Raw genomic sequence first — 24,983 nt, 5'->3', positions numbered from 1 at the left:
TCAATTCAGCCGAAGGAAATCTCCCTGCAACCAGCCCTAAAAGCACCCTTACAGAGAGTCGTATTAGCCTTCAATTTAGCCAGATTGAAATAACTGAACTTTTGCAGGTCTTAGCCCAAATGGGAAATACCAATTTTCTCCTCAGTGAATCTATTCAGGGCAAAATCTCGATCGACCTGAAGGACACCCCTTGGCAAACTGCCCTCCATTCCATACTTGCTAGCAGAGGCTTGCGCCAAGTCAGAAATGGCGATATTTACTGGATTGGCCCTCATGCAGAAATTCAAAGTTTTCAGAAATATCGTCGGGAGGATGCTGCCCTACCTTTTGGGGGTGATCATATTAATAGCCCCCGCCAGATCCTGATAGAAGCCCGCATCGTCGAAGCTGATCAGCGCTTTGCCCGTGAACTCGGCGTGAAGTTGGGATATCAAGCCAATGGCATTGGTAGCAGCTCGGACCAAAACGCAAGCGCAAACCTTGATCTCTCAGGCACTGGCTTGGCTGGATTCAACCCAGCCACCTTGGCTGCCACCCTGGTATCTAAGAATGCGGCCCAACTCTTGCAAATGGAGCTCTCAGCACTCGAGTCTGATGGCCAGGGCAAAATTCTCTCGAACCCCCGCATCATGACCGGAGATCAGGTTAAAGCCACAATTGAGCAGGGAACTGAACTGCCGTATCAAGTGAGCTCTCAAAGCGGGAGTAAATTGCAATTTCGTAAAGCCAATTTACGTCTGGAGGTCTTGCCCAAAATTCATCCCGATGGAAAGATCTCCATGTTAGTAGGGATCAATAAAGACACCATTGGCATGAAAACTGAACAGGGCTATGCAATTGACACCAAAAATCTCAGCTCTGAAGTCACCGTTGAAAATGGAGGTACTGCCATCATTGGGGGTATCTTTCAGACTACCGAACGTGATGACGAGATCAAAGTTCCACTCCTAGGCGATATTCCATTGATAGGGCATTTATTTCGCCATAAATCCAAATTGGCAGATAAAACTGAACTATTAGTCTTCTTAACCCCCACCGTACTAGACAAACACTAATAAAATCATAGGGTGAAATCTTCATCCAACAATATCTTTCTCATTGGCCTCATGGGCGCTGGGAAGTCGACCGTTGGTAAATTGCTAGCTAAGAAATTAGGGCGTCGCTTTTTAGATGCTGACCATGTGATTGAAGATCGCTGTGGAGTCAAGATTCCTGTTATCTTCGAAATGGAAGGTGAAGATGGATTTCGCAAGCGTGAGGCTCAGGCTATTAATGACATCACAGCCGAACATGATGTCATTTTGGCAACCGGTGGCGGTGCCGTGCTTCTGCCTGAGAATCGACAATTTCTTAGTGAAAGAGGATTGGTAATTTATCTCCACGCCAATCCCATAGAGTTATGGCATCGCACTAAAGGTGGTGAAGGTCGGCCACTCCTGAAAAATGGTGATGCAAAAAAGATTTTAGAAAACCTATACGCTGTTCGTGACCCTTTATATCGCGAAATCGCTGACTATATTATTGAGACTGGAAAGCCCAGCGTCAATCAGCTAGTCAACACCCTCATAATGCAACTCGAACTCTCCGCATAAACTTATCCATGAAAACATTAGAAGTTGATCTAGGTGATCGTAGCTACCCCATTCATATTGGTACAGATTTAATAGATCAAGCACAATTATTTAGCGCCTGTGAAAAAGCAACATCAATTTATATTGTTAGCAATACGACTGTTGCCCCTTTGTATGCAGAGCGCCTCACCAAGACTTTAGAGAAACTAGGTAAACCAGTCAGGACGATTGTCTTGCCTGACGGAGAGTCTTATAAGGACTGGAAAAATCTTCAGTTGATTTTTGATGACCTCCTCAAATATGGAGCCGATCGTCAAACAATGTTGGTGGCTTTAGGTGGTGGCGTTATTGGAGATATGACCGGCTTTGCTGCTGCTAGCTTTATGCGCGGTATTCGCTTCATTCAAGTCCCAACAACCTTATTGTCTCAAGTGGACTCTTCTGTTGGTGGCAAGACCGGTATCAACCATCCGCTCGGAAAAAATATGATCGGAGCGTTTCATCAGCCAGTAGCGGTTATTGCTGACCTCAATACCTTGAAGACGTTGCCTGCTCGCGAACTCTCTGCAGGTCTAGCTGAAGTGGTTAAACATGGTGCGATTGCAGATGCTGAGTTCTTAAGTTGGATTGAAGTAAATGCAAAAGCTTTACTAGCTTGCGACACCGCCGCAATGGCGCATGCAGTCTTACGCTCTTGCGAAATTAAATCAGCTGTAGTATCAGCCGATGAGAGAGAAGGTGGCATTCGAGCCACATTGAATTTCGGGCATACCTTTGGTCATGCGATCGAAGCGGGCATGGGCTATGGCGAGTGGTTGCATGGTGAAGCTGTTGGCTGCGGCATGGTCATGGGTGCAGACCTCTCAAAACGCCTAAACTTCATCACTCAAGATGAAGTTAACCGCCTCACTCACATCATTCAATCCATGAATCTGCCGATAACACCGCCCAAGTTTGGCGCACAACGTTATATGGAATTAATGCAAGTAGATAAAAAGACTGAGGGCGGACAAATCCGCTACGTCGTTTTAGAGAAGATTGGCAAAGCCCAAATTAAGAGCGTTCCCGATGCTCAGGTCATAGAGACCTTAACAGCGACCGGGGCAGTTTAAGTTTCTAGCTTACTTATTTCTGAAGTAGGCCAATAGTGATCATCTGACCAGCTTGAGCACTGGCAAATTCGGATAGGTCGCCCAGCAGTTCGCGCCCAGTTTTAGTATCCAACCACATCGGAGAAGATAAAGTACCTGCCCAACGATAGTGATAGCCGCCCGATTTAGCCGCTACCCAAATCTCGTGTAGAGGGGGCTGGGTGTTGACCACAATCACACTGCGATCTCTAAACCGAATGTTGATTACGTTTCCACCTTGGCGCTCCACATCCAGATCGAGGTCTAGTGCATCGTCTGCGGCTTCTAGGGCTACCTCTATCGACTCCAATAAATTACTACCCAATTGATAAAATTGCTTATCGTCAATCGTTTCTACAGTTAAATTGCCTGGCGTCATATTAGAGTCCTGCATGCTATATTCAATCATTCGTTTTAGAGACATTCATGATAGCGATTCTTAAAAGAACTCTTGGTATTGGCCTTCTAATATCCCTTGTTGGATGTGGGGTTAGAGGTCCCTTATATTTGCCAAATGTGCCGCCAGCACCTAGTCCTCCTGCTGAGCCAGAGCCTAAAGGCAAGCTCTATCCACCCCAAAGCCCTACAGCTCCCAACTCTACATCGGCCAAGCAATGACAAGTAAAGCGATCCCACTCCCCGACTTAGCTGGATTTACAGAGCGAAATGGTACTTGGTATGCAGAGGAAATTCCTTTGTCAGATTTGGCAAAGGAATTTGGCACACCCCTGTATGTCTATAGTAAAAAAGTGTTGACTGAAGCTTATCGGGCCTACGACAAAGCTTGCGTAGATTCCTCTGGAAAAAGACGAGCTCGCGTTCACTATGCGATGAAGGCGAATAGCAACTTAGCAGTGATTGATTGCTTTAAAAAATTAGGCTCTGGCTTTGACTTAGTCAGCGGCGGTGAATTAGCGCGCGCTCTTGCTATTGGCGCAGATCCAAAAAGTTTAGTGTTTGCCGGTGTTGGTAAATCTGCTCACGAAATTGCGCAAGCATTAAAAGCTGGCGTTAAGTGTATCAATGTAGAGTCAATTGCAGAGCTCCACCAAATTAATCGGGTTGCTACTAATCTCAATTGTCGCGCCCCAATTTCCTTGCGCGTGAATCCCGATGTCGATGCACAAACGCATCCTTATATTTCTACTGGATTAAAGGGTAATAAGTTTGGTATCGCTTATCACGAGGTTTTAAAGACATATCGTGAAGCTGCATTGCTGTCGCAGATTGATGTAGTTGGTATTGATTGTCATATTGGTTCACAAATCACCAACACTGCACCCTATCTTGATGCGCTTGATAAAGTGCTCGAGTTAGTTACTCAATTGAAAAAAGAGGGTATTGAGATCCACCATCTGGATTTAGGTGGAGGTCTTGGCATTTCCTATGGCGATGACAACCCGCCTGATATTACTGAGTTCACCAATACCTTGCTCAATCGCGTTGCTGAACGTGGCTTTGGGCATCTCGATATTGTCTTAGAGCCTGGCAGATCCTTAGTGGGCAATGCTGGCGTACTTTTGACCCAAGTGGAATATCTTAAGCCTGGTGCTGAAAAAAACTTTTGTATTGTGGATGCAGCAATGACAGAGTTGATGCGCCCAGCGCTCTACGAGGCTTATCACGGGATCGTTCCAATTCAAACTAAGCAAATTACAAGCTCCACTTATGACGTCGTCGGACCCGTATGTGAATCTGGTGACTGGCTTGGAAGAGATCGTCAACTTGCGGTTGAAGAGGGTGATCTACTAGCTATTCTGTCTGCTGGTGCTTATGGCTTTGTGATGGCTTCCAATTACAACACCAGGCCAAAACCTGCAGAGATCATGGTTGATGGCAAGAATGCATATGTCATTCGTGCTCGTGAAAATATTGCTGATCTCTTTAGTAGCGAAACCACATTGCCAGATTAAATTAACTTCTCTTGGTAAATTCCAGGCAATAAAAAAACCCCGCTACATCAGCGGGGTTTTTGTTTTGTACTTAGATAACTATTAATGCAAGCCTGCCATGTAATCAGAAACAGCCTTCATCTCTTGATCAGAAAGCTTCGTAGCAATTGTTGTCATCTGAGTACTATTTTTGCGAGTACCTTCACGGAAACCTACTAACTGATTGTAGGAATACTCAGCCCACTGTCCACCTTGACGTGGGTATTGCGCAGGAATGCCTGCACCATTTGGGCTATGGCAACCAGCGCAGGCTGGAACACCCTTCGATGCAATACCGCCACCATAAATACTCTTACCCAAATCAAGAGCTTCTTTAGTTTGAGCCACACCTTGGGATGGAGCCTGCTGAGATAGGAAAGTACCAATATTGATCATATCTTGCTCAGTTAAAGGCATAGACATGCCCATCATGATGGCATTCGCTCTAGTGCCTTCCTTGAAATTCTTCAACTGTTTTGCTGTGTATGCAGCATGCTGGGCAGACAACTTGGGCCAAGTTGCTACAGCACTTTGGCCCTTAGGACCATGACATGTAATACAAGCTACAACACCGCGAGTGGCATCTCCAGAGTTATAGAGTGTCTCACCAGCAGCGACATCAACTTTTGGCTTAGTTGGAGCAGCAGCCTTTGCCTCTGCAGCTGGGGCCATGGGTGCTGGATCAGCGGCATAAGCTTGTGCCGCAAGGCCGCTTAGAGCAAAAATAGACAGAGCTGCAAAGCCAGCACGTAAGCTAGTTAATTTGGAGATTTGAGGGGTTTGACGCATTATGTTTACCTTGGCAAAAATTCTTAAAAATGTTTGGGCCCTTACTTCTACAACTTTCACCCAACATTATGAGATATTTATTGATTTTGCGTGATTTTACAATAGCTTCTGGACATGTCTAAACTCTTTCAAGCCCGATTTGCAACCACAGTCAATGACACCCATTGCCTGCCTGCCACTCCACTCCGAGAGGTAGCCTTTGCTGGGCGCTCAAATGCGGGTAAATCCAGCGCAATTAATGTGCTTTGCAACCAAAAACGTCTTGCTTTTGCTAGTAAAACGCCTGGGCGCACCCAGCACATTAACTATTTTGGCCTTTTTGCAAAAGATGATCTCTTAGCCTATTTAGTGGATTTGCCTGGATATGGCTATGCTGCCGTCAATCATGAGACCAAGTACCACTGGAATGCCCTTCTCAGCGATTATTTGCAGGAACGGGAGCAACTAGTAGGCATGGTGCTGATTGTGGACTCTAGGCGCGGTATTACCGAACTGGATGAGCAAATGATTCAGTGGTTTGTCCCAACCGGCAAGCCCATCCATATTTTGCTCAGCAAGTGCGACAAGCTCAATAAGAGTGAATGTAAGCATGCCTTAGAAGCCGTACGCAAACAGTTACAACAATACGATCCAGCGCTACCTGATGGCCATGGTGATTCCAAGAAACTTACGGCACAATTATTCTCCAGCACCAAGCGCATTGGTCTTGAAGAGGCCGACAATATTGTTATTAAATGGTTATTTGCAGCGGAGACTCAAGAAGATGAAATCAAAAGCTAACTCTATATTGAGCTTTCCGGCTCATCGTCCTCGTCGTATGCGGCGCGATGATTGGTCGCGTCGCCTGATACAAGAAAATCAACTCAGTACAAGCGATCTAATCTACCCAGTATTTTTACTTGAGGGAAGCAATCAATCTCAAGCCGTTAGTTCCATGCCTGGGGTTAATCGCGTATCACTCGATTTACTTTTTAACGTTGCCGAGGAATGTGTTGCATTGGGTATTCCCGTCTTAGCACTCTTTCCAGTGATTGATGCAACTCTCAAAACACCTGACGGTAAAGAAGCGTTTAATCCGAATGGTTTAGTTCCAAATGCAGTGCGTGAGCTCAAGAAACGCTTTCCTAATTTAGGCATCATGACCGATGTAGCACTTGATCCTTACACAAGCCATGGTCAAGATGGCGTCCTAGATGATGAAGGTCGCATCCTAAATGATGAGACAACAGTTATCTTGGTACAGCAAGCTGTTACTCAGGCAGAGGCTGGTGTTGATATTGTTGCGCCATCGGACATGATGGATGGTCGTATCGGAAAAATTCGCGAAGCCTTAGAGCAAAAAAATCTGATTCATACCCGCATCATGGCTTACTCGGCGAAATATGCGTCGGCTTTTTACGGCCCATTTCGTGATGCAGTAGGTTCAGCAAAAAATCTAGGCAAAGCCGATAAAAAAACCTACCAAATGGATTGCGCTAATACTGACGAGGCTTTGCGGGAGGTTGCACTTGATATTAACGAAGGTGCTGATATGGTGATGGTTAAACCTGGTATGCCCTACCTAGATATCGTTCGTAGAGTACGTGATGAATTTAACTACCCAACTTATGCCTATCAAGTGAGTGGTGAGTACGCCATGCTCAAAGCTGCCGCTCAAAATGGCTGGCTTGATCATGATGCTGTGATGATGGAATCATTGCTTGCATTTAAGCGTGCTGGTGCTGATGGTATCTTGACCTATTTTGCTCTTGAAGCTGCACGTCTTTTAAAAGCATCTAAGTAATTAGTAATCCAAAAAGTTAAATGGGTTGTACCCATTTAACTTTTCAGAAGATTAATTTCCGAAGGCTCTTTTCAAGCGCTCAAGAAAACGTTGTGGTGGCATATAGCCAATCACACGTTGATCTTTCAACTCTTGTGAGTTGAGATCAAAGATCAAAATTCCTGGTGGTCCGAATAATCCAAAACGTTTCAGTAAAGCCTGATGCTCAGGACTGTTCTTTGTCACATCTGCTTGTATCAAAATAAATTTCTGCAACTCTTGATTTACTTCGGGATTAGCAAACGTATTTACCTCCATCTCCTTGCAAGAGATGCACCAGTCTGCATAAAAATCCAAGAGCACTAGCTTCTTTTGTTCTTTTGCTTGGGCTAAGAATTGATCCAACTGCGCACTGGAGTCAATCACAGCAAAACTCGCTTTTCCAATCTGATGTTGGCGCTGACCATTAGCCGTTGTCTTGCCCACCTCATCACTACCATTTTGCAACAAGGGGGATGCGATCCAGGCTGCGGTTGCTACTAATAAAACGCCTAATGTTCTTTGTAGCCAGACCATCCAAATACCAGTGGATGGAATTAAGATACGAGCCTCAATGGCAATAAACAGGAGTGGCAATCCCATACCTAAAGCCATTACAAAAAGGAGCCCTGCACCCAGGCTCATAGAGCCTGTTTGAGCAATAAAAGCGAGCACTCCAGCTAAGGGCGCTGTAATACATGGGCTGGCAACTAATGTGGAAATTCCACCTAAGGCAAAGGCGCCCGCAAAGCTGCCACCTTGATGACGTCCTGCCAATCGATCCACCTTTTGCTGCCATGAGTGAGGCATTCTGAGCTCGTATAGACCGAATAGACTTCCTGACAAGGCCAGTAGCAGCAATGCAAACCCAATCAGCGCTATGGGGCTTTGTAGAGCTCTTTGAACGCTCCCGCCAAGCGCAGCCATCAAGACCCCCGCTAGTGCATAGACACAAGCCATTCCAAGTACATAGGCCGCCGCCAAGAGGCTTGCACGACCCTTACTAATGGACTGCTTACCTTGCGCTCCAAACACGATGCTCGATAGGATAGGCAGCATCGGAAGAACACAGGGGGTAAATGCCAAAGCCAAGCCCAGAATGAAGAAGGCTATGAAAAGATATCCCGTTGGCGTGTTGTCTAAGAAGCGGCTAATGGCATTGACGTCATCACGCTCACGCCAAACATCCATCAAGCTAAATTCTTTTTTGGTGGTGTTGCTCGCTCCTGCCTCATCCAATATTTCTGGTATTGGGCCGGCCTTTACACCTGGCCCCGCAAGCAAAAACTTCAGGGTCATAGGTGGATAACAGATTCCCGCCTCAGCACAGCCCTGTAACTCCATCTCCAGATAGAGTGGCTTACCAATTTCAGCCTTTTTATCTAGAGTTAATAGAAATACCTGCTTATAAACCTGCATTTTCTTTTGAAAAGTTTCATCAAACTTTTCAATCCCAGCAGGGAGCGAAACCTTTACAAGCTCTAATTTATTGGGCTCTGAGCCCATCTTGAAATGCAGAGACTCTTGATAGATGTAATAACCCTTAGCTGGAAAAATTTCTAACTCAACATCATTCGTATTTGTCACCCACGTTGCTTCAGCCTGAAATGCTTTCTCAGGCGGAAGGAATTCTGGCGCAGCAAATGCATTGCTGATCACTATAAGTAATACAGTTACTAGAGGAATAAATTTACTAAGGAATCTCATTGAACTACTTTACCTCGGACTCTACCCATTTGCCATAATGCGCTTCGTATTTTTCAGGAGCATATGCAATCACCTCGGGCAAATCATAGGGGTGATGACCTTTTATGAAATTAGAAATATCTATCCATTTATCTACAATTGTTTTTGCTGTCAGCAGAACTTCCTTTCCTTCGCAAATCTTGCCATCCCACCGATAGATTGAATGCACACCTTCTTGAATTTGTACGCAGGCAGCTAATCGACCCTCAATCAGTTGAAGCGCCATTTTCTTTGCATCCTCTAGTGATGCAAAAGTGGTGACAACAATTAATAACTCAGTAGATTTATCAGGGGTCATGACATATTTATAACTGTATAAATGAAAAAAGCCAGACCGAAGCCTGGCTTTTAATCTTGCTTAAGGGCTTAAGCCTCTTCAGCTACTGCTGTTTCTTCAACTTCCGGACGATCCACCAACTCAACCAAAGCCATAGGTGCATTATCACCATGGCGGAAGCCAAACTTCAAAATACGAAGGTAGCCACCTGGACGAGTTGCGTAACGTGGGCCGAGCTCTGTGAAGAGTTTAGTCACGATATCGCGATCGCGCGTGCGATTGAATGCTAAGCGACGGTTTGCTAAGTTATCTTTTTTACCTAAGGTAATCAAAGGCTCAACAACCATGCGCAATTCTTTAGCTTTTGGCAAAGTGGTTTTAATCACTTCGTGCTCCAGAAGAGAATTGGACATGTTGCGCAGCATCGCCAAGCGATGTGATGATGTTCTGTTTAGTTTGCGTAAGCCGTTTCCGTGACGCATGATGCTTCCTTTCTAATTATTTCTCGAGGTTAGCTGGAGGCCAGCTTTCGAGTTTCATGCCAAGACTTAAGCCACGAGCCGCCAATACATCTTTGATTTCGTTCAAAGACTTACGACCTAAATTAGGCGTCTTCAACAATTCATTCTCTGTACGTTGAATCAAGTCACCGATGTAGTAAATGTTCTCAGCCTTCAAGCAGTTTGCAGAGCGCACTGTGAGTTCGAGATCATCAACCGGACGCATCAACATTGGATCAACCATTGAAGAGCGGCTTGGGGCAAGATCACCAGAAACTTCGCTGCTTTCGAGGGCTGCGAAAACAACTAACTGATCAACCAAAATGGTAGCAGCTTGACGAATTGCCTCTTCAGGAGACAACACACCGTTTGTTTCGATTGTCATTACGAGACGATCAAGGTCGGTACGTTGTTCAACACGAGCAGATTCAACTGCATAGCTAACACGGCTTACTGGGCTAAATGAGGCATCCAATACGATGCGACCAATAATCTTGGTAGTTTCGTCATGGTATTGACGCATATTGCCTGGTACATAGCCACGGCCTTTTTCAACCTTGATCTGCATATCCAACTTGCCACCAGCTGACAAGTGAGCAATAACATGATCAGGATTAATGATTTCTACATCATGTGGCAAGTCGATATCTTTTGCTGTAACAACGCCTGGGCCTTCTTTACGCAAATTGATGGTCACTTCATCACGTGACTGCAATTTGAATACGATACCTTTGAGGTTCAACAAAAGGTTAACTACATCCTCTTGAACGCCATCTAATGTGGAGTATTCATGAACAACACCAGCGATTGCTACTTCAGTTGGTGCATAACCAACCATTGAGGACAACAAAACACGACGTAATGCATTACCGAGTGTGTGGCCATAACCACGCTCGAACGGCTCCATAACAACCTTAGCTTGGTTGGCAGTAAGCGCTTCAACAGAAATAATTTTTGGCTTGAGCAAATTTGTTTGCATATTTTTTCCTTGAGAGTGCCTAATTAGCGTGAATACAATTCGACGATCAAACTTTCATTAATTTCGCCGCTAATGTCTTCACGGTCAGGCACCTGCTTAAATGTTCCCTCCAGCTTCGCTGCGTCGACTGATACCCAGCCAACTGCCGCCATCTGCTGAACCAAATTGAGTGACTCTGTAATACGTGCTTGTTTCTTCGCTTTTTCACGAATAGCAATTACATCACCAGGTTTGACCTGAATAGATGGAATATTTACTGGGCTACCATTGAGCAAAATTGCACAATGGGAAACCAATTGACGCGCTTCAGCACGAGTAGAACCAAAGCCCATACGATAAACAACGTTATCAAGGCGTGATTCCAACAACTGAAGTAATGTTGAGCCAGTATTACCCTTACGACGCTCAGCTTCTGCGAAATAACGACGGAACTGACGCTCTAGAATTCCGTACATACGCTTAACCTTTTGCTTTTCACGCAATTGATTACCGTAATCAGAAGTTCTTGAGCCAGATGTACGGCCATGTTGACCAGGCTTAGTATCTAACTTGCACTTGTCTGACAGGGCGCGACGTGCGCTCTTTAAAAATAAGTCGGTTCCTTCCCGACGAGCTAATTTGGCCTTAGGCCCTAAGTAACGTGCCACGATGCTTTCCTTTCTTTGCCGCAGTCTTACGACTAACGGTGAGTTCACCCTTTAATTCAGATGAACAGTGGGCTTTAATAAAAAACTACTAAAACTTGTACTGCCAATTTCCTAGCTTAGATACGACGACGCTTTGGAGGACGGCAACCATTATGTGGAACTGGAGTTACGTCTTGAATCTCGGTGATCTTGATCCCCAAAGAATTCAACGCACGAACTGCTGATTCACGACCTGGGCCTGGACCCTTGATCTGAACTTCTAAATTCTTGATACCACATTCAACAGCAGCTTTGCCTGCCACTTCTGCCGCTACCTGAGCAGCAAAAGGGGTTGATTTACGTGAACCTTTGAAGCCCTGACCACCAGATGTTGCCCATGAAAGCGCATTACCTTGACGATCAGTGATTGTAATGATGGTGTTGTTAAAAGAAGCGTGAACGTGTGCAATACCGTCAGCAACGTTCTTTTTAACCTTCTTACGTGCGCGCTGTGAAGCTGCAGAAGCGGATTGTTGTTTTGCCATGTCAATAAACTTTCTTGATTATTTCTTGAGTTGCACGCCAGACTTACGTGGGCCCTTGCGGGTACGGGCGTTAGTCTTAGTACGTTGACCACGTACAGGCAAGCCCTTACGATGACGAACGCCGCGATAGCAGCCTAAGTCCATCAAACGCTTGATGCTCATCGTTACTTCACGACGAAGGTCGCCTTCAGTGATGAACTTACCTACCTCGTCACGTAACTTTTCCAGGTCACCGTCAGTAAGATCTTTAACTTTTTTGTCGATAGCAACACCTGTAGTTTCACAAATTTTGCGAGCACGCGTTGTGCCAATGCCAAAAATTGCTGTTAAACCGATAACAGTATGTTGATGATTTGGGATATTTACCCCAGCGATACGTGCCATGAGATTTCCTCTTAATTAACCAGATCAGCCTTGACGCTGCTTATGACGTGCGTCTGAAGAACAGATCACGCGAACAACGCGTTTGCGCTTAATGATCTTGCAATTTCTGCAAATACACTTAACGGATGCTAAAACTTTCATAACTCACCTCTAAAAAAATATGTACTACTTAATCTTTACTTCGCTCGGAAAATGATTCTGGCTCGTGTCAGGTCGTAAGGAGTCATCTCCACTGTTACCTTATCTCCTGGCAGAATGCGGATGTAATGCATCCTCATCTTTCCAGAAATGTGCCCTAAAACCACATGTCCGTTCTCTAGCTTCACGCGAAACATTGCGTTCGGCAAATTCTCAATAATTTCTCCCGCCATCTGAATTACATCGTCTTTAGACATTCAGTTAAGCGCCCATCTTAAAGTTAGCTTTTTTCATCAAAGAACCATACTGTTGTTGCATTGCGAATGACTGAACTTGAGCCATAAAATCCATTGCAACAACGACAATAATCAACAATGAAGTACCGCCGAAATAGAATGGTACGTTGTATTTCAAGACTAGAAATTCTGGTAACAAGCAAACCAAAACCATATAAATCGCACCAGCCAATGTCAAACGAACTAAGATCTTGTCGATGTAACGACCGGTTTGATCGCCAGGACGAATACCTGGAACAAAGGCACCGCTCTTCTTCAAGTTATCTGCAGTGTCACGGCTATTGAAAACCAAAGCTGTATAGAAAAAGCAGAAGAAGATAATCGCTGCAGCGTACATGATTGTGTAGACAGGCTGACCTGGGGCCAATGTTGCTGCCAAGTCTTTAATGACTTTGCTGAACATATTCGTTGTCTCGCCTGATGTGAACCAGCCAGCAATAGTTGCAGGGAACAAAATAATAGATGAAGCAAAAATTGGGGGGATAACACCAGCCATGTTTAACTTCAATGGGAAGTATGAAGACTGTCCGCCGTAAATCTTGTTGCCAACTTGACGCTTTGCATAGTTCACCAAAATACGACGCTGACCACGTTCTACAAACACAACAAAATAAGTTACTGCAACGCAAATCACCACGATCAGCAATGCAGACAAAATATTCATTGAGCCAGTGCGTACTAGTTCTAGCAAGCTACCAATTGCAGATGGCAATCCAGAAACAATACCGCCAAAAATAATAATCGAAATACCATTACCAAGACCGCGCTCAGTAATCTGCTCGCCGAGCCACATTAGAAACATCGTGCCAGTAACCAAAGTGACTACTGTGTTGAGTTCAAACATTAAGCCTGGATTAATAACTAACCCTGGTTGAGCTTGCAACGCAACTGAGATACCTAGAGCTTGGAATGTTGCCAAGAGCACAGTGCCGTAACGTGTGTATTGAGTGATCTTTCGTTGTCCTGCTTGCCCTTCTTTTTTCAAAGACTCCAATGTAGGCACAACAATCGTCATCAACTGCATGATGATGGATGCAGAGATGTACGGCATGATTCCTAAAGCAAACACTGTAAAGCGGGATAGGGCACCACCTGAGAACAGGTTAAACATACCCAAGATGCCATCTTTTTGACCTGCAAACAATTGTGCTAATTGGTCTGGATCAATACCTGGAACAGGAATATGCGCACCCAAGCGGAACACGAGCAATGCCAAGACAAGGAATATCAAGCGTTGGCGTAATTCGCCAAACTTGCTTCCTGATTGAGCAATATTTGCTGCGTTAGTAGGTGCGAGTGCCATCGTTTACTGAACTAATTAAACCAAGTCAACCAATTTGCCGCCAGCTGCTTCAATAGCCGCTTTTGCACCTGCAGTTGCTGTAATACCCTTGAGGGTTACTGCAATAGACAGTTCACCAGTCTTAATCACTTTTACTGAATTAATCTGCTCACCAGCAAAACCGTGGGCTCTCAAAACCAACAAGTCCACTTCTGGTAAGTTGATTTTTGCTAAGTCATTCAAAGTGATCTGACCAACGTGACGACGCGTCAATGACACGAAACCACGTTTTGGTAAACGACGATACATCGGCATCTGTCCACCTTCGAATCCAACTTTATGGAATCCGCCTGAACGCGACTTTTGACCTTTGTGACCGCGGCCTGCAGTTTTACCAAGACCTGAACCGATACCGCGACCTACGCGACGACGATTTTTATTGGAGCCCGCTGCGGGTTTGAGTGTATTGAGTTGCATATTCTTCGCCTATTTACTTGCTAGTTATTAGCCAACGACTTTAACTAGATAAGAAACTTTATTAATCATTCCGCGAACAGCTGGTGTGTCTTCCAATTCTGAAACTGAATTGATACGACGCAGGCCTAAGCCGCGAACAGTTGCACGATGGCTTTCGCGTGTGCCGATCAAGCTGCGTACTAGTTGCAGTTTGACTTTAGAGTTAGTTGTTGTCATTTATAGATTCCTAATCTTTTGGTCTTAGCCGAGAATCTCTTCAACTGACTTACCGCGCTTAGCAGCAATTTCAGAAGGAGTGCTCATCTTGCTCAAGCCATCAATCGTTGCACGAACCATGTTGTAAGGGTTTGTTGAGCCAAGTGACTTAGCAACAACGTTAGTTACGCCCATTACATCGAAAATTGCGCGCATTGGGCCACCGGCGATAACGCCAGTACCGTCTTTAGCTGGAGAAATCATCACGCGTGATGCGCCATGTTTACCAATCACAGTGTGTTGCAAAGTACCTTTACGTAAGGAAACTTTGATCATCTTGCGACGTGCTTCGTCCATTGCCTTTTGAACAGCAACTGGAACTTCTTTTGATTTGCCTTTGCCCATGCCGATACGACCATCGCCATCGCCAACTACAGTAAGTGCAGCGAAGCCGAGAATACGACCACCCTTAACTACTTTAGTTACGCGATTAACAGCAATCATCTTCTCGCGAAGACCATCATCACGCTCTTCGTTTTGCATCTTGGTTTGCATTTTTGCCATGTCTTTTTCCTAAACCTTTTTAGAACTTCAGGCCGGCTTCACGCGCAGCTTCGGCTAAGGCCTTAATACGGCCGTGGTAACGATGACCGGAACGATCAAAAGCAACATCAACGATGCCTGCCTTAACAGCACGCTCAGCAACTAACTTGCCGATTTGTTTAGCCGCTTCAGCGTTACCGCCGTTTTTGATCGCTTGGCGTAAATCTTTTTCCATTGTTGAAGCAGCTGCTACAACTTTGGTTCCACACGGGCTATAAACCTGTGCAGAAATATGTGTATTGCTACGGATAACTGTTAAGCGATTTGCCAATGCTTCGGCAATGCGAATACGAGTCTGCCTAGCGCGTCTTTGTCTGGATTCGTCTTTATTCATTTTTTAATCTCGCTTACTTCTTCTTAGTTTCTTTCAGGTGTACAACCTCATCCACGTAGCGAACGCCTTTACCTTTGTATGGCTCTGGTGAACGGTATGCGCGAACTTCAGCGGCAACCTGGCCAACTTGCTGCTTGTTGGAACCTTTGATGATGATTTCAGTTTGAGTTGGAGTCTCAGCTTTTACGCCCTTTGGTAGGTTGTAAATAATGTCGTGTGAGAAACCGAGCTGCAACTTTAATGAATCGCCCTGGGCGGCAGCACGGTAACCAACGCCTACCAAGCTGAGCTTGCGCTCAAAGCCAGCAGTTACGCCAACAACCATGTTGTTTACCAAAGCGCGGGCTGTACCTGACTGTGCACCAGCTTCTGGTGTGTCGTTATTTAAAACAACTGTCAATACGCCATCTTCTTGCTTCAAACCAACAGAAGGATGCAAGTTATGTGTCAAGGTACCCAATGGGCCTTTAACAGTAATGTTTGCACCATTGATGCTGATTTCAGCGCCCTTAGGAACTGGAATAGGTGATTTACCAACGCGGGACATATTTCTCTCCTTACGCGACGTAGCAAATAACTTCGCCACCAACGCCGTTCGCACGTGCTTTGCGGTCTGTCATTACGCCTTGTGGGGTTGAAATAATTGCAATGCCTAAGCCATTCATCACTTCAGGAATGTCGTGGCGGCCTTTGTAGATACGTAGACTTGGTGTAGAAACACGGTCAATACGCTCAATAACAGGGCGGCCTGCGTAGTATTTGAGTTCAATGTGTAGCACTGGCTTAGCTGCCTCACCTTTGATTTCAAAACTATCGATATAACCTTCATCCTGCAAGACTTTTGCAATAGCTACTTTAACTTTTGACGACGGCATCAAGACTACGGGTTTCTGCACTGCTTGCGCATTGCGGATCCTTGTCAACATGTCGGCGATTGGATCGCTGATACTCATGAGTTCTCCTAATTCTTTCGCAGCTTACCAGCTGGCCTTGGTTAAACCGGGGATTTCGCCACGAAAGGCGATTTCACGAATTTTGCTACGCGCTAAACCAAACTTGCTGAATACACCGCGCGGACGACCGGTTAATGAACAACGATTTCTTTGACGAATCGGGCTTGCGTTACGTGGAAGTGCCTGTAGCTTCAAGCGAGCCTCATAGCGCTCTTCATCGCTGCGTGATTGATCAGCAATGATTGCCTTGAGTTCAGCACGCTTTACAGCGTACTTCTCTACAGTTTTTGTGCGCTTATTCTCGCGCTCAATTAGGGATAGTTTTGCCACGTTAGCCTCTTAATTGCGGAAAGGGAATTTGAACGCTGCTAACAAAGCTTTTGCTTCTTCGTCAGTCTTAGCGGTCGTCGTAATACTGATATTGAGACCACGGAGGGCATCAATCTTGTCGTATTCGATTTCTGGGAAAATGATTTGCTCTTTAACGCCGATGTTGTAGTTACCACGGCCATCAAATGCCTTGCCTGAAATTCCGCGGAAGTCACGTACGCGTGGCAAAGCAACAGTCACGAAACGATCCAAAAATTCGTACATGCGTGCACCACGCAATGTCACCATGGCACCGATTGGGTAGCCTTGACGAATTTTGAATCCTGCAATCGCTTTTTTCGCTTTTGTTACAACTGGCTTTTGACCTGCTACTTTAGTCAAATCACCAACTGCATTTTCGATAATTTTCTTGTCGTTCACAGCATCGCCCAAGCCCATATTTAGGGTTACCTTGGTGATACGTGGAACTTCCATTACTGACTTGTAACCAAATTTGGCAATTAAATCAGCAACTACTTTAGCTTGATAGTGTTCTTGAAAACGTGTGCTCATAATTTCTCCGTGCCCCTTATGCGCTTAAAGTTGCGCCAGTGGTTTTGAGGAAACGCTGCTTTTTACCATCCACGAGTTTGATACCAACACGTGATGGTTTGCCGTTACCGTCAACCAAAGCCACATTAGAAATGTGAACAGGCATCGTCTTGTCAATCATGCCGCCAGTAACACCGGCTGCTGGATTTGGCTTAACGCTCTTTTTGTACATATTGACGCCTTCGATCACTAACTTGTTCTCGAGAACTGCAGTAACAGTTCCTTGCTTGCCCTTATCGCGGCCTGTCAACAGAACTACTGAATCACCTTTACGAATCTTTTTCATATCAGCCTCTTAAATAACTTCGGGGGCGAGAGAAACGATCTTCATGAACTTCTCAGTACGCAACTCACGCGTTACTGGTCCAAAGATACGTGTGCCAATTGGCTCTAACTTAGCGTTGAGCAATACCGCAGCGTTACCATCGAACTTAATCAATGAACCATCTGGACGGCGTACACCTTTAGCAGTTCTCACTACTACGGCGTTATAAATATCACCTTTTTTTACACGGCCACGTGGAGCAGCGGACTTTACAGTCACTTTAATGACATCACCGATACTGGCGTAACGACGCTTAGAGCCGCCCAATACCTTGATGCACAAAACTTCACTGGCGCCTGTGTTATCGGCGACCTGTAATCTACTTTCGGTCTGAATCATTTTTTAATCCCCAACTTGTGAGCCAAAGGCAAACAGTCTTGGTTCCGTCTATGGGCTCTAACGAAAGTTAAAACCCGGAATTAATGAAAAAACACTGCTTCTCCCAATAAAACCAGAGAAGCCAACTATCATACTACGTAAAACAGGGATATGGCAATGTATTTCGCCAAAATCCCCAATATTTCTTTAAATACCCTTTGATTCCTGAACTAAACGGGTTACAACCCAAGACTTAGTACGTGAAATTGGTCTAGATTCAGCAATTTCAACGGTATCACCCATCTTGTATTGACCAGCTTCGTCATGAGCGTGGTATTTTTTGGACTGTCCAACATATTTGCCATAAAGCGCATGTTTTACTTGGCGCTCAACTAGCACAGTCACAGTTTTTTGCATTTTATCGCTAACAACGCGGCCCACTAGGGTGCGGCGCAAGGGTTTAGATAATTCTGTCATATCCCTTTTTCCTTATTTCTGTGCAGTTTTTTGGGTAATAAAAGTCTTTACGCGAGCAATTTCACGCTTAGTCTTACCCAATTGGCTGGTATTGGTGAGTTGCTGAGTACCTTTTTGCATACGGAGCTTGAAGCTTGTCTTCAAGAGCTCTGTTAATTCTGCGTTCAAGGCAACCAGATCTTTAGATGCTAATTCTGTCTTTTTCATAATCTCTGTCCCGATCAACCTAAGTGGCGAATCACGAAAGTGGTTTGCAATGGCAACTTAGCAGCAGCAAGCTTGAAAGCCTCGCGTGCCAAACCTTCATCCACGCCATCCATCTCGTACAAAATCTTGCCTGGTTGAATTTCTGCTACGTAGTACTCTGGATTACCTTTACCGTTACCCATACGTACTTCAGCTGGCTTTTGTGAAATTGGCTTATCTGGGAAAATACGGATCCAGATACGACCACCACGCTTAATGTGACGTGTCATTGCGCGACGTGCAGATTCAATCTGACGTGCAGTCAAACGACCACGGCCAATAGCTTTCAATCCAAAGTCACCAAAGGCTACTGAACTACCCCGTGTTGCCACGCCAGTGTTACGTCCCTTTTGTTCTTTGCGATACTTACGACGCTTTGGTTGTAGCATGCTTACTCTCCTGACTTCTGCGCTTCAGCACTTGCGGCTTCAACGGCTTTCGGTACACGCTTTACAGTTGGCTTAGCAGCAACCAATGGCTTGCTGTCAGCTGCTGGTTTGCGTGTGGTTGTTTTAGCTGGTGCGCGACGTGGTTTTTTATCGTCAGCCGCTGGCTCTGCTGTGACAGCTGGAGCATCAGCACCGCGACCTAATGTATCGCCCTTGTATACCCAAACTTTTACACCGATGATGCCGTATGTTGTTTCCGCCTCTGATGTAGCGTAATCAATATCAGCCTTCAAGGTATGAAGTGGAACGCGGCCTTCACGGTACCATTCGCGACGTGCAATTTCTGCACCGTTCAAACGACCAGAGGACATGATCTTGATTCCTTGTGCACCAAGGCGCATTGCATTTTGCATTGCACGCTTCATTGCACGACGGAACATGATGCGCTTCTCAAGCTGCTGAGTAATAGAGTCAGCAATCAGTTGAGCATCCACTTCAGGCTTACGAATTTCTTCGATATTCACATGGACTGGAACGCCCATACGCTTCTGAAGTTCGCGGCGGAGAACTTCAATATCTTCGCCTTTTTTACCGATCACAACACCTGGACGTGAGCTATAAATAGTAATACGTGCATTCTTCGCAGGACGCTCGATGATTACCTTGCTAACAGATGCATTCTTTAATTTCTTTTTCAAATAGATGCGGACATCTACGTCCTCTTTAAGCATCTTTGCAAAGTCAGTATTGTTTGCATACCACTTTGATGTCCAGTTCTTCGTTACCGAGAGTCGGAATCCGGTTGGGTTTATCTTTTGTCCCATATCTTCCCTTAGTTACTCAAGGTCACGGTGATGTGACATGTTTGTTTTTCGATTTGATTACCACGACCCTTAGCGCGTGCTGTGAAGCGCTTCAAGGAAGTACCCTTATCAACAATAATTGTTGAAACCTTGAGCTCATCAATATCAGCACCCTTATTGTGTTCAGCGTTGGCCATTGCGGACTCAACAACTTTCTTCACAATGAAGGCAGCTTTCTTGGGGCTGAAATTCAAAATGTTCAATGCGCGTGCAATTGGCAAACCACGGATCTGGTCAGCGACCAAACGTGTCTTTTGCGCAGAAATGCGGGCGCCTTTGTGAATAGCTTTAACTTCCATCATCATCCCCTTACTTCTTCGTTACTTTCTTGTCAGCAGCGTGACCTTTGAAAGTACGGGTCAAGGCAAATTCGCCTAACTTATGACCCACCATGTTTTCTGATACATATACCGGAACGTGCTGACGACCGTTATGTACAGCAATCGTCAGACCAATAAAGTCTGGGAGGATTGTTGAACGGCGTGACCAAGTTTTGATCGGCTTTTTGTCTTTGTTGGCTTGTGCGACTTCAACTTTATTTACTAAGCTGGCTTCGCAAAATGGGCCTTTTTTAGCTGAACGTGTCATATCTATTTATCCTTATCGCTTAACGTTTTTGACGACGTTGAACGATCATCGAAGTTGTACGCTTATTGCGACGTGTACGATAACCTTTGGTTGGTGTGCCCCATGGGGAGACAGGTACACGGCCTTCGCCAGTTCTACCTTCACCACCACCGTGTGGATGATCTACTGGGTTCATTGCCACACCGCGAACGGTTGGACGAATACCACGCCAGCGATTTGCACCAGCTTTACCGATAACGCGCAAGCTGTGCTCTTCATTACCAACTTCACCAATAGTGGCCCGGCAATCGATCAAAATACGGCGTACTTCACCAGAGCGCAAGCGCACCTGAGCGTATACACCTTCACGAGCCAATAACACTGCAGAGCCACCAGCGGAACGTGCGATTTGAGCACCTTTACCTGGCAACATTTCTACGCAGTGAATTGTGCTACCAACTGGAATGTTACGAATTGGCAAGTTGTTACCAGACTTGATTGGGGCTTCTGAACCACTCATCAACGCCTGACCAACTGTCATACCTTTTGCAGCAAGAATATAACGACGCTCACCATCAGCAAACACGATCAATGCAATATTTGCACTGCGGTTTGGATCGTATTCCAAGCGTTCTACTTTTGCTGGAATACCATCTTTGTCATTGCGTTTGAAATCAACAACACGATAGTGATGCTTATGACCACCACCCTTGTGACGGGTAGTGATGTGACCATTGTTATTACGACCTGCTTTTTGGAACTGTGGCTCTACTAACGCTGCAAAAGGTTTACCTTTATGCAGGTCAGGATTGACCACCTTGACCATTGAGCGACGACCTGGTGAGGTCGGTTTTGTCTTCATCAAAGGCATGATTAATTCGCCTCCGCTTCAAAGTTGATTTCTTGACCTGGCTTCAAGCTAACGTAGGCCTTCTTAGTGTGGTCACGACGACCTTCAAAACGGCCATAGCGCTTTGGCTTACCTTTTTGATTCACGATTTGAACTGAGTCAACTTGCACTTTAAAGAGCAACTCAACTGCTTGTTTTACATCGCTCTTATTAGCGTCGCGTGTAACTTGGAATACCACTTGTTCGTTTTTCTCTGCAACCATAGTGGCTTTTTCAGAGATAACCGGTCCAAGCAGAACCTTCATCAAGTTGTGATCGTTTTTACGGACTTGGCTCATTTCAGCAACTCCTCAATTTTTGCGATCGCTGCTTTGCTTACCAATACTTTTTTGTATTGAACTAAAGCTAATGGATCAGCGTGCTGTGGCTCACATACAGCAACCTTATGCAAGTTGCGTGATGCCAAGTACAAATTCTCGCTAACCTGATCAACGATGATCAAGACTGAATCCAAGCCCATTGCTTTAACTTTGTCAGCTAAAACTTTGGTCTTTGGAGCATCAAGAGTAAATTGGTCAACAACGTTCAAACGACCTTCGCGAGCCAACTGAGACAAAATCGATCTCATACCAGCGCGGTACATTTTCTTGTTTACTTTTTGGCTGAAATTTTCTTCAGGTGAATTCGGAAATATACGACCACCTCCACGCCACAGCGGGGAAGAGCTCATACCAGCACGTGCACGACCAGTACCTTTTTGACGCCAAGGTTTTTTGGTTGTGTGCTTAACTTGCTCACGGTCTTTTTGTGCACGGTTACCGCTACGTGCATTTGCTTGGTAAGCCACAACAACTTGGTGTACCAATGCTTCGTTATATTCGCGTTCGAATACTTCTGGTGAGGCTTGAATGCCAGCGCCTAAAGTTCCGTTATCTTGGAGAAGCTTAAGTTCCATATTCGCTCTCCTTATTTCTTCTTCAACGGTGTCTTCACCGCTGGAGTAACAATAACTTTACCGCCTGGGGCACCTGGAATAGCGCCTTTAACCATGATGAGATTGCGTTCTGCATCAATGCGTGCGATGACTAAATTTTGTACAGTGCGTGTTTCGTCACCAAGGTGGCCTGTCATGCGCTTACCTGGGAAAACACGGCCTGGATCTTGCGCCATACCGATAGAACCTGGCACGTTATGTGAACGTGAGTTACCGTGCGACGCGCGACCTGAAGCGAAGTGATGGCGCTTGATAGTACCGGCATAGCCTTTACCAATTGTTACGCCTTGTACGTCCACTTTTTGGCCAGCAGCAAATGCAGTGTCAGCAGGAATTACTTGTCCTGGTGTCATTTCTGCGATTTTTGCTGCATCTAAATGAAATTCGTTGAGACCGTTACCAGCCATCACACCCGCTTTGGCGAAGTGACCAGCCATTGCTTTGGTAACGCGAGTAGCTCTACGTGTGCCATGTGCTAACTGGATAGCATCATAGCCATCAGTTGCCTGGGTCTTGATTTGAGCGATTCTGTTGTCGCTCACGTCAATTACGGTGACAGGAATTGCTTCCCCTTCGTCCGTAAATAGACGGGTCATGCCGATCTTGCGACCGATTAAGCCTAAGCTCATATTCATGCTCCACGCCGACTTCGATTGGTCGGCAAAATTAATTTAAGTGATTTACAAGTAAAAGTACTTCTAAATCAATAACTTACAACGTTTTTAATGCTAATGAAACTTAGATTTTCGCCCAAATAAATGAACGAAGCCTTAGATTCTATCCCGAAAGTCTAGTCTTGGCAAGCCAAAAGACTGAAAATACTAAATTACTGCAACTTAATTTCGACGTCCACACCTGCTGGAAGGTCTAATTTCATCAAAGCGTCTACAGTTTTCTCTGTAGGATCTACGATATCCATCAAACGCAGATGGGTACGAATCTCTAACTGGTCACGTGAAGTCTTATTTACGTGCGGTGAACGCAGAATGTCAAAGCGCTCGATACGTGTTGGCAAAGGTACTGGACCCTTAACAACTGCACCAGTACGCTTAGCTGTATCAACGATTTCAGCTGCTGACTGGTCGATCAAGCGGTAATCAAATGCTTTAAGACGAATACGAATTTTTTGGTTTTGCATATTAATTCCAAAGAGCGGTGTGGTGCTGCCACGTTATATTTCTAAAGAGCTCGGTGACATCCGCAGCACGGACGTCACCGGTTAGCAAACCGCTAAATATTTTTACTAATTAAAACTATTAAGCCAAAATCTTCGCAACCACACCGGCGCCAACAGTACGGCCACCTTCACGGATCGCAAAACGTAAACCTTCTTCCATCGCGATTGGCGCGATGAGTTTGACGGTAATCGTGACGTTATCACCAGGCATCACCATTTCTTTGTCTTTTGGCAACTCGATTGAACCAGTTACGTCCGTAGTACGGAAGTAAAACTGAGGACGATAGTTGTTAAAGAATGGTGTATGACGGCCACCTTCATCTTTACCCAAGATGTAAACCTCGGCTGTAAAGTGAGTATGTGGAGTGATTGAACCTGGCTTAGCCAATACTTGGCCGCGCTCAACTTCTTCACGTTTTGTACCGCGTAACAAGATACCAACGTTATCGCCTGCTTGACCTTGGTCGAGCAATTTACGGAACATTTCAACACCAGTACAAGTTGTCTTGAGTGTTGGCTTGATACCAATGATTTCAATCTCTTCACCAACCTTAACGATACCGCGCTCGATACGGCCTGTAACAACAGTACCGCGACCGGAGATAGAGAACACGTCCTCTACCGGCATCAAGAACGCACCGTCAACAGCACGCTCTGGAGTTGGGATGTAGGTATCTAATGCATCAGCTAACTTCATGATGGCTTCTTTACCCAATGGGCCTTCGTCGCCTTCTAAAGCTAACTTAGCAGAACCTTGAACGATTGGTGTGTCATCGCCTGGGAAGTCGTACTTAGACAGAAGCTCACGAACTTCCATTTCAACTAACTCGAGCAACTCAGCATCATCAACCATGTCGCACTTGTTCAAAAATACGATGATGTAGGGAACACCAACTTGGCGTGCCAAGAGGATATGCTCACGAGTTTGTGGCATTGGGCCGTCAGCTGCAGAGCAAACCAAAATAGCGCCGTCCATCTGAGCAGCACCAGTAATCATGTTCTTTACGTAGTCAGCATGTCCTGGGCAATCCACGTGTGCGTAGTGACGATTTGCTGTCTCATACTCCACGTGTGCTGTATTAATCGTAATACCGCGTGCTTTTTCTTCTGGAGCAGCATCGATCTGATCATATGCTTTTGCTTCGCCACCAAATTGCTTAGAAAGCACGGTTGCAATTGCTGCTGTCAATGTGGTTTTACCGTGGTCAACGTGACCAATGGTGCCAACGTTTACGTGCGGTTTAGTCCGCTCAAACTTTTCTTTTGCCATTTTTTTGTCTGCCTTCTTAGCTAGTCAAT

41 protein-coding genes are annotated in these 24,983 nt (G+C 45.3%); 7 read left to right on the top strand and 34 right to left on the bottom strand.

The window, feature by feature from the left end; genetic code table 11:
* Positions 1-119 precede the first annotated feature (119 nt).
* From CL55_RS00490 to aroB, 3 genes are read left to right on the top strand one after another with little or no spacing between them, the layout of a single operon-like run.
* A complete protein-coding gene (locus CL55_RS00490) occupies positions 120-1,055 on the top strand; it encodes a secretin and TonB N-terminal domain-containing protein (protein ID WP_237150509.1) in 936 nt (311 codons plus the stop codon).
* A gap of 12 nt (positions 1,056-1,067) precedes the next feature.
* Positions 1,068-1,592, top strand: a complete 525-nt coding sequence (locus CL55_RS00485; protein WP_082091855.1) for a shikimate kinase — start codon at positions 1,068-1,070, stop codon at positions 1,590-1,592.
* 8 nt (positions 1,593-1,600) lie between these two features.
* Positions 1,601-2,683 (top strand): 3-dehydroquinate synthase, encoded by a 1,083-nt coding sequence (gene aroB / locus CL55_RS00480; protein WP_046329398.1) that lies wholly within the window; start codon positions 1,601-1,603, stop codon positions 2,681-2,683.
* A 13-nt stretch (positions 2,684-2,696) separates the two neighbouring features.
* Here aroB and cyaY read toward each other — a convergent pair whose 3' ends face one another.
* The gene (gene cyaY / locus CL55_RS00475) at positions 2,697-3,125 is read right to left on the bottom strand and encodes an iron donor protein CyaY (RefSeq protein WP_237150508.1); all 429 of its coding nucleotides are present in this window, start codon (positions 3,123-3,125) and stop codon (positions 2,697-2,699) included.
* Positions 3,126-3,127: 2 nt separating this feature from the next.
* On the opposite strand from cyaY, the gene lptM reads away from it, so the two are divergent.
* Positions 3,128-3,319 (top strand): LPS translocon maturation chaperone LptM, encoded by a 192-nt coding sequence (gene lptM / locus CL55_RS10885; protein WP_046329397.1) that lies wholly within the window; start codon positions 3,128-3,130, stop codon positions 3,317-3,319.
* Positions 3,316-4,614 (top strand): diaminopimelate decarboxylase, encoded by a 1,299-nt coding sequence (gene lysA / locus CL55_RS00465; protein ID WP_046329396.1) that lies wholly within the window; start codon positions 3,316-3,318, stop codon positions 4,612-4,614. Before lptM ends, lysA begins: the two co-directional genes overlap by 4 nt.
* Positions 4,615-4,695: 81 nt before the next feature.
* Here the strand turns inward: lysA and CL55_RS00460 are convergent, their stop codons facing one another.
* Positions 4,696-5,421, bottom strand: coding sequence for a c-type cytochrome (locus CL55_RS00460; protein WP_046329395.1), 726 nt, complete (start codon positions 5,419-5,421; stop codon positions 4,696-4,698).
* A 114-nt stretch (positions 5,422-5,535) separates the two neighbouring features.
* On the opposite strand from CL55_RS00460, the gene yihA reads away from it, so the two are divergent.
* Both yihA and hemB read left to right on the top strand, forming a co-directional pair.
* Positions 5,536-6,201: a ribosome biogenesis GTP-binding protein YihA/YsxC gene (gene yihA, locus CL55_RS00455; RefSeq protein ID WP_046329394.1), complete on the top strand. Its 666-nt coding sequence runs from the start codon at positions 5,536-5,538 to the stop codon at positions 6,199-6,201.
* Between the two features lie 7 nt (positions 6,202-6,208).
* On the top strand, positions 6,209-7,204 hold the full coding sequence (gene hemB, locus CL55_RS00450; protein WP_046331023.1) for a porphobilinogen synthase: 996 nt from the start codon (positions 6,209-6,211) through the stop codon (positions 7,202-7,204).
* A 51-nt stretch (positions 7,205-7,255) separates the two neighbouring features.
* On the opposite strand, the gene dsbD is transcribed toward hemB, so the two are convergent.
* The 32 genes from dsbD to tuf all read right to left on the bottom strand — a co-directional run bounded on the left by dsbD (position 7,256) and on the right by tuf (position 24,954).
* Positions 7,256-8,929: a protein-disulfide reductase DsbD gene (gene dsbD, locus CL55_RS00445; RefSeq protein ID WP_046329393.1), complete on the bottom strand. Its 1,674-nt coding sequence runs from the start codon at positions 8,927-8,929 to the stop codon at positions 7,256-7,258.
* Positions 8,930-8,933: 4 nt separating this feature from the next.
* Positions 8,934-9,266: a divalent-cation tolerance protein CutA gene (gene cutA, locus CL55_RS00440; RefSeq protein ID WP_046329392.1), complete on the bottom strand. Its 333-nt coding sequence runs from the start codon at positions 9,264-9,266 to the stop codon at positions 8,934-8,936.
* Positions 9,267-9,334: 68 nt separating this feature from the next.
* Positions 9,335-9,727: a 50S ribosomal protein L17 gene (rplQ, locus tag CL55_RS00435; RefSeq protein WP_015420256.1), complete on the bottom strand. Its 393-nt coding sequence runs from the start codon at positions 9,725-9,727 to the stop codon at positions 9,335-9,337.
* A gap of 16 nt (positions 9,728-9,743) precedes the next feature.
* Positions 9,744-10,724 carry a DNA-directed RNA polymerase subunit alpha gene (locus tag CL55_RS00430; RefSeq protein WP_046329391.1) on the bottom strand — a complete coding sequence of 327 codons (981 nt, stop codon included), beginning with the start codon at positions 10,722-10,724 and terminating at the stop codon, positions 9,744-9,746.
* 23 nt (positions 10,725-10,747) lie between these two features.
* The gene (rpsD, locus tag CL55_RS00425; RefSeq protein WP_046329390.1) at positions 10,748-11,371 is read right to left on the bottom strand and encodes a 30S ribosomal protein S4; all 624 of its coding nucleotides are present in this window, start codon (positions 11,369-11,371) and stop codon (positions 10,748-10,750) included.
* A 116-nt stretch (positions 11,372-11,487) separates the two neighbouring features.
* Complete coding sequence (gene rpsK / locus CL55_RS00420) at positions 11,488-11,895, bottom strand: 30S ribosomal protein S11 (protein ID WP_011901923.1); 408 nt, start codon at positions 11,893-11,895, stop codon at positions 11,488-11,490.
* Between the two features lie 18 nt (positions 11,896-11,913).
* Positions 11,914-12,279 (bottom strand): 30S ribosomal protein S13, encoded by a 366-nt coding sequence (rpsM, locus tag CL55_RS00415; RefSeq protein WP_015420253.1) that lies wholly within the window; start codon positions 12,277-12,279, stop codon positions 11,914-11,916.
* Positions 12,280-12,303: 24 nt separating this feature from the next.
* Positions 12,304-12,420 (bottom strand): 50S ribosomal protein L36, encoded by a 117-nt coding sequence (rpmJ, locus tag CL55_RS00410; RefSeq protein ID WP_012357167.1) that lies wholly within the window; start codon positions 12,418-12,420, stop codon positions 12,304-12,306.
* A 35-nt stretch (positions 12,421-12,455) separates the two neighbouring features.
* Complete coding sequence (infA, locus tag CL55_RS00405; RefSeq protein WP_015420252.1) at positions 12,456-12,674, bottom strand: translation initiation factor IF-1; 219 nt, start codon at positions 12,672-12,674, stop codon at positions 12,456-12,458.
* Between the two features lie 4 nt (positions 12,675-12,678).
* Entirely contained in the window at positions 12,679-14,016 is a 1,338-nt protein-coding gene (secY, locus tag CL55_RS00400) for a preprotein translocase subunit SecY (protein ID WP_046329389.1), read from the bottom strand.
* Between the two features lie 15 nt (positions 14,017-14,031).
* Positions 14,032-14,472, bottom strand: coding sequence for a 50S ribosomal protein L15 (gene rplO / locus CL55_RS00395; RefSeq protein WP_046329388.1), 441 nt, complete (start codon positions 14,470-14,472; stop codon positions 14,032-14,034).
* Positions 14,473-14,499: 27 nt separating this feature from the next.
* Positions 14,500-14,688, bottom strand: a complete 189-nt coding sequence (rpmD, locus tag CL55_RS00390) for a 50S ribosomal protein L30 (protein WP_046329387.1) — start codon at positions 14,686-14,688, stop codon at positions 14,500-14,502.
* 24 nt (positions 14,689-14,712) lie between these two features.
* Entirely contained in the window at positions 14,713-15,231 is a 519-nt protein-coding gene (gene rpsE, locus CL55_RS00385) for a 30S ribosomal protein S5 (protein WP_015420248.1), read from the bottom strand.
* Positions 15,232-15,250: 19 nt separating this feature from the next.
* Positions 15,251-15,604: a 50S ribosomal protein L18 gene (rplR, locus tag CL55_RS00380; RefSeq protein WP_046329386.1), complete on the bottom strand. Its 354-nt coding sequence runs from the start codon at positions 15,602-15,604 to the stop codon at positions 15,251-15,253.
* Positions 15,605-15,617: 13 nt separating this feature from the next.
* Positions 15,618-16,151 carry a 50S ribosomal protein L6 gene (gene rplF, locus CL55_RS00375; protein ID WP_046329385.1) on the bottom strand — a complete coding sequence of 178 codons (534 nt, stop codon included), beginning with the start codon at positions 16,149-16,151 and terminating at the stop codon, positions 15,618-15,620.
* A 10-nt stretch (positions 16,152-16,161) separates the two neighbouring features.
* Complete coding sequence (rpsH, locus tag CL55_RS00370; protein ID WP_015420245.1) at positions 16,162-16,557, bottom strand: 30S ribosomal protein S8; 396 nt, start codon at positions 16,555-16,557, stop codon at positions 16,162-16,164.
* Between the two features lie 24 nt (positions 16,558-16,581).
* Positions 16,582-16,887, bottom strand: coding sequence for a 30S ribosomal protein S14 (gene rpsN / locus CL55_RS00365; protein ID WP_046329384.1), 306 nt, complete (start codon positions 16,885-16,887; stop codon positions 16,582-16,584).
* A gap of 9 nt (positions 16,888-16,896) precedes the next feature.
* Complete coding sequence (gene rplE / locus CL55_RS00360) at positions 16,897-17,439, bottom strand: 50S ribosomal protein L5 (RefSeq protein WP_046329383.1); 543 nt, start codon at positions 17,437-17,439, stop codon at positions 16,897-16,899.
* Positions 17,440-17,455: 16 nt separating this feature from the next.
* Positions 17,456-17,764: a 50S ribosomal protein L24 gene (rplX, locus tag CL55_RS00355; protein ID WP_046329382.1), complete on the bottom strand. Its 309-nt coding sequence runs from the start codon at positions 17,762-17,764 to the stop codon at positions 17,456-17,458.
* Between the two features lie 9 nt (positions 17,765-17,773).
* Positions 17,774-18,142, bottom strand: coding sequence for a 50S ribosomal protein L14 (rplN, locus tag CL55_RS00350; RefSeq protein WP_015420241.1), 369 nt, complete (start codon positions 18,140-18,142; stop codon positions 17,774-17,776).
* Between the two features lie 186 nt (positions 18,143-18,328).
* A complete protein-coding gene (gene rpsQ / locus CL55_RS00345) occupies positions 18,329-18,598 on the bottom strand; it encodes a 30S ribosomal protein S17 (RefSeq protein WP_046329381.1) in 270 nt (89 codons plus the stop codon).
* Between the two features lie 12 nt (positions 18,599-18,610).
* Positions 18,611-18,805, bottom strand: a complete 195-nt coding sequence (rpmC, locus tag CL55_RS00340; RefSeq protein ID WP_015420239.1) for a 50S ribosomal protein L29 — start codon at positions 18,803-18,805, stop codon at positions 18,611-18,613.
* 14 nt (positions 18,806-18,819) lie between these two features.
* Complete coding sequence (gene rplP / locus CL55_RS00335; RefSeq protein ID WP_015420238.1) at positions 18,820-19,233, bottom strand: 50S ribosomal protein L16; 414 nt, start codon at positions 19,231-19,233, stop codon at positions 18,820-18,822.
* A gap of 2 nt (positions 19,234-19,235) precedes the next feature.
* Positions 19,236-20,057, bottom strand: coding sequence for a 30S ribosomal protein S3 (rpsC, locus tag CL55_RS00330; RefSeq protein ID WP_046329380.1), 822 nt, complete (start codon positions 20,055-20,057; stop codon positions 19,236-19,238).
* Between the two features lie 8 nt (positions 20,058-20,065).
* Entirely contained in the window at positions 20,066-20,398 is a 333-nt protein-coding gene (gene rplV / locus CL55_RS00325; RefSeq protein ID WP_205621309.1) for a 50S ribosomal protein L22, read from the bottom strand.
* A gap of 7 nt (positions 20,399-20,405) precedes the next feature.
* Positions 20,406-20,684 (bottom strand): 30S ribosomal protein S19, encoded by a 279-nt coding sequence (rpsS, locus tag CL55_RS00320; RefSeq protein ID WP_046329379.1) that lies wholly within the window; start codon positions 20,682-20,684, stop codon positions 20,406-20,408.
* 19 nt (positions 20,685-20,703) lie between these two features.
* Entirely contained in the window at positions 20,704-21,534 is an 831-nt protein-coding gene (gene rplB / locus CL55_RS00315; protein ID WP_015420235.1) for a 50S ribosomal protein L2, read from the bottom strand.
* A gap of 2 nt (positions 21,535-21,536) precedes the next feature.
* Positions 21,537-21,851 carry a 50S ribosomal protein L23 gene (rplW, locus tag CL55_RS00310; RefSeq protein WP_046329378.1) on the bottom strand — a complete coding sequence of 105 codons (315 nt, stop codon included), beginning with the start codon at positions 21,849-21,851 and terminating at the stop codon, positions 21,537-21,539.
* Positions 21,848-22,468, bottom strand: coding sequence for a 50S ribosomal protein L4 (rplD, locus tag CL55_RS00305; protein ID WP_046329377.1), 621 nt, complete (start codon positions 22,466-22,468; stop codon positions 21,848-21,850). Before rplD ends, rplW begins: the two co-directional genes overlap by 4 nt.
* A gap of 11 nt (positions 22,469-22,479) precedes the next feature.
* A complete protein-coding gene (rplC, locus tag CL55_RS00300) occupies positions 22,480-23,136 on the bottom strand; it encodes a 50S ribosomal protein L3 (protein WP_046329376.1) in 657 nt (218 codons plus the stop codon).
* 197 nt (positions 23,137-23,333) lie between these two features.
* Complete coding sequence (rpsJ, locus tag CL55_RS00295; protein WP_011901899.1) at positions 23,334-23,645, bottom strand: 30S ribosomal protein S10; 312 nt, start codon at positions 23,643-23,645, stop codon at positions 23,334-23,336.
* Positions 23,646-23,763: 118 nt separating this feature from the next.
* A complete protein-coding gene (gene tuf / locus CL55_RS00290) occupies positions 23,764-24,954 on the bottom strand; it encodes an elongation factor Tu (RefSeq protein WP_046329368.1) in 1,191 nt (396 codons plus the stop codon).
* Positions 24,955-24,983: the final 29 nt, after the last annotated feature.

It is taken from the genome of Polynucleobacter duraquae (genome assembly GCF_000973625.1).
Lineage (GTDB): Bacteria > Pseudomonadota > Gammaproteobacteria > Burkholderiales > Burkholderiaceae > Polynucleobacter > Polynucleobacter duraquae.
The sequence above is the reverse complement of the archived record's forward strand: the minus strand, read 5'-3'. Positions and strand labels throughout refer to the sequence as shown.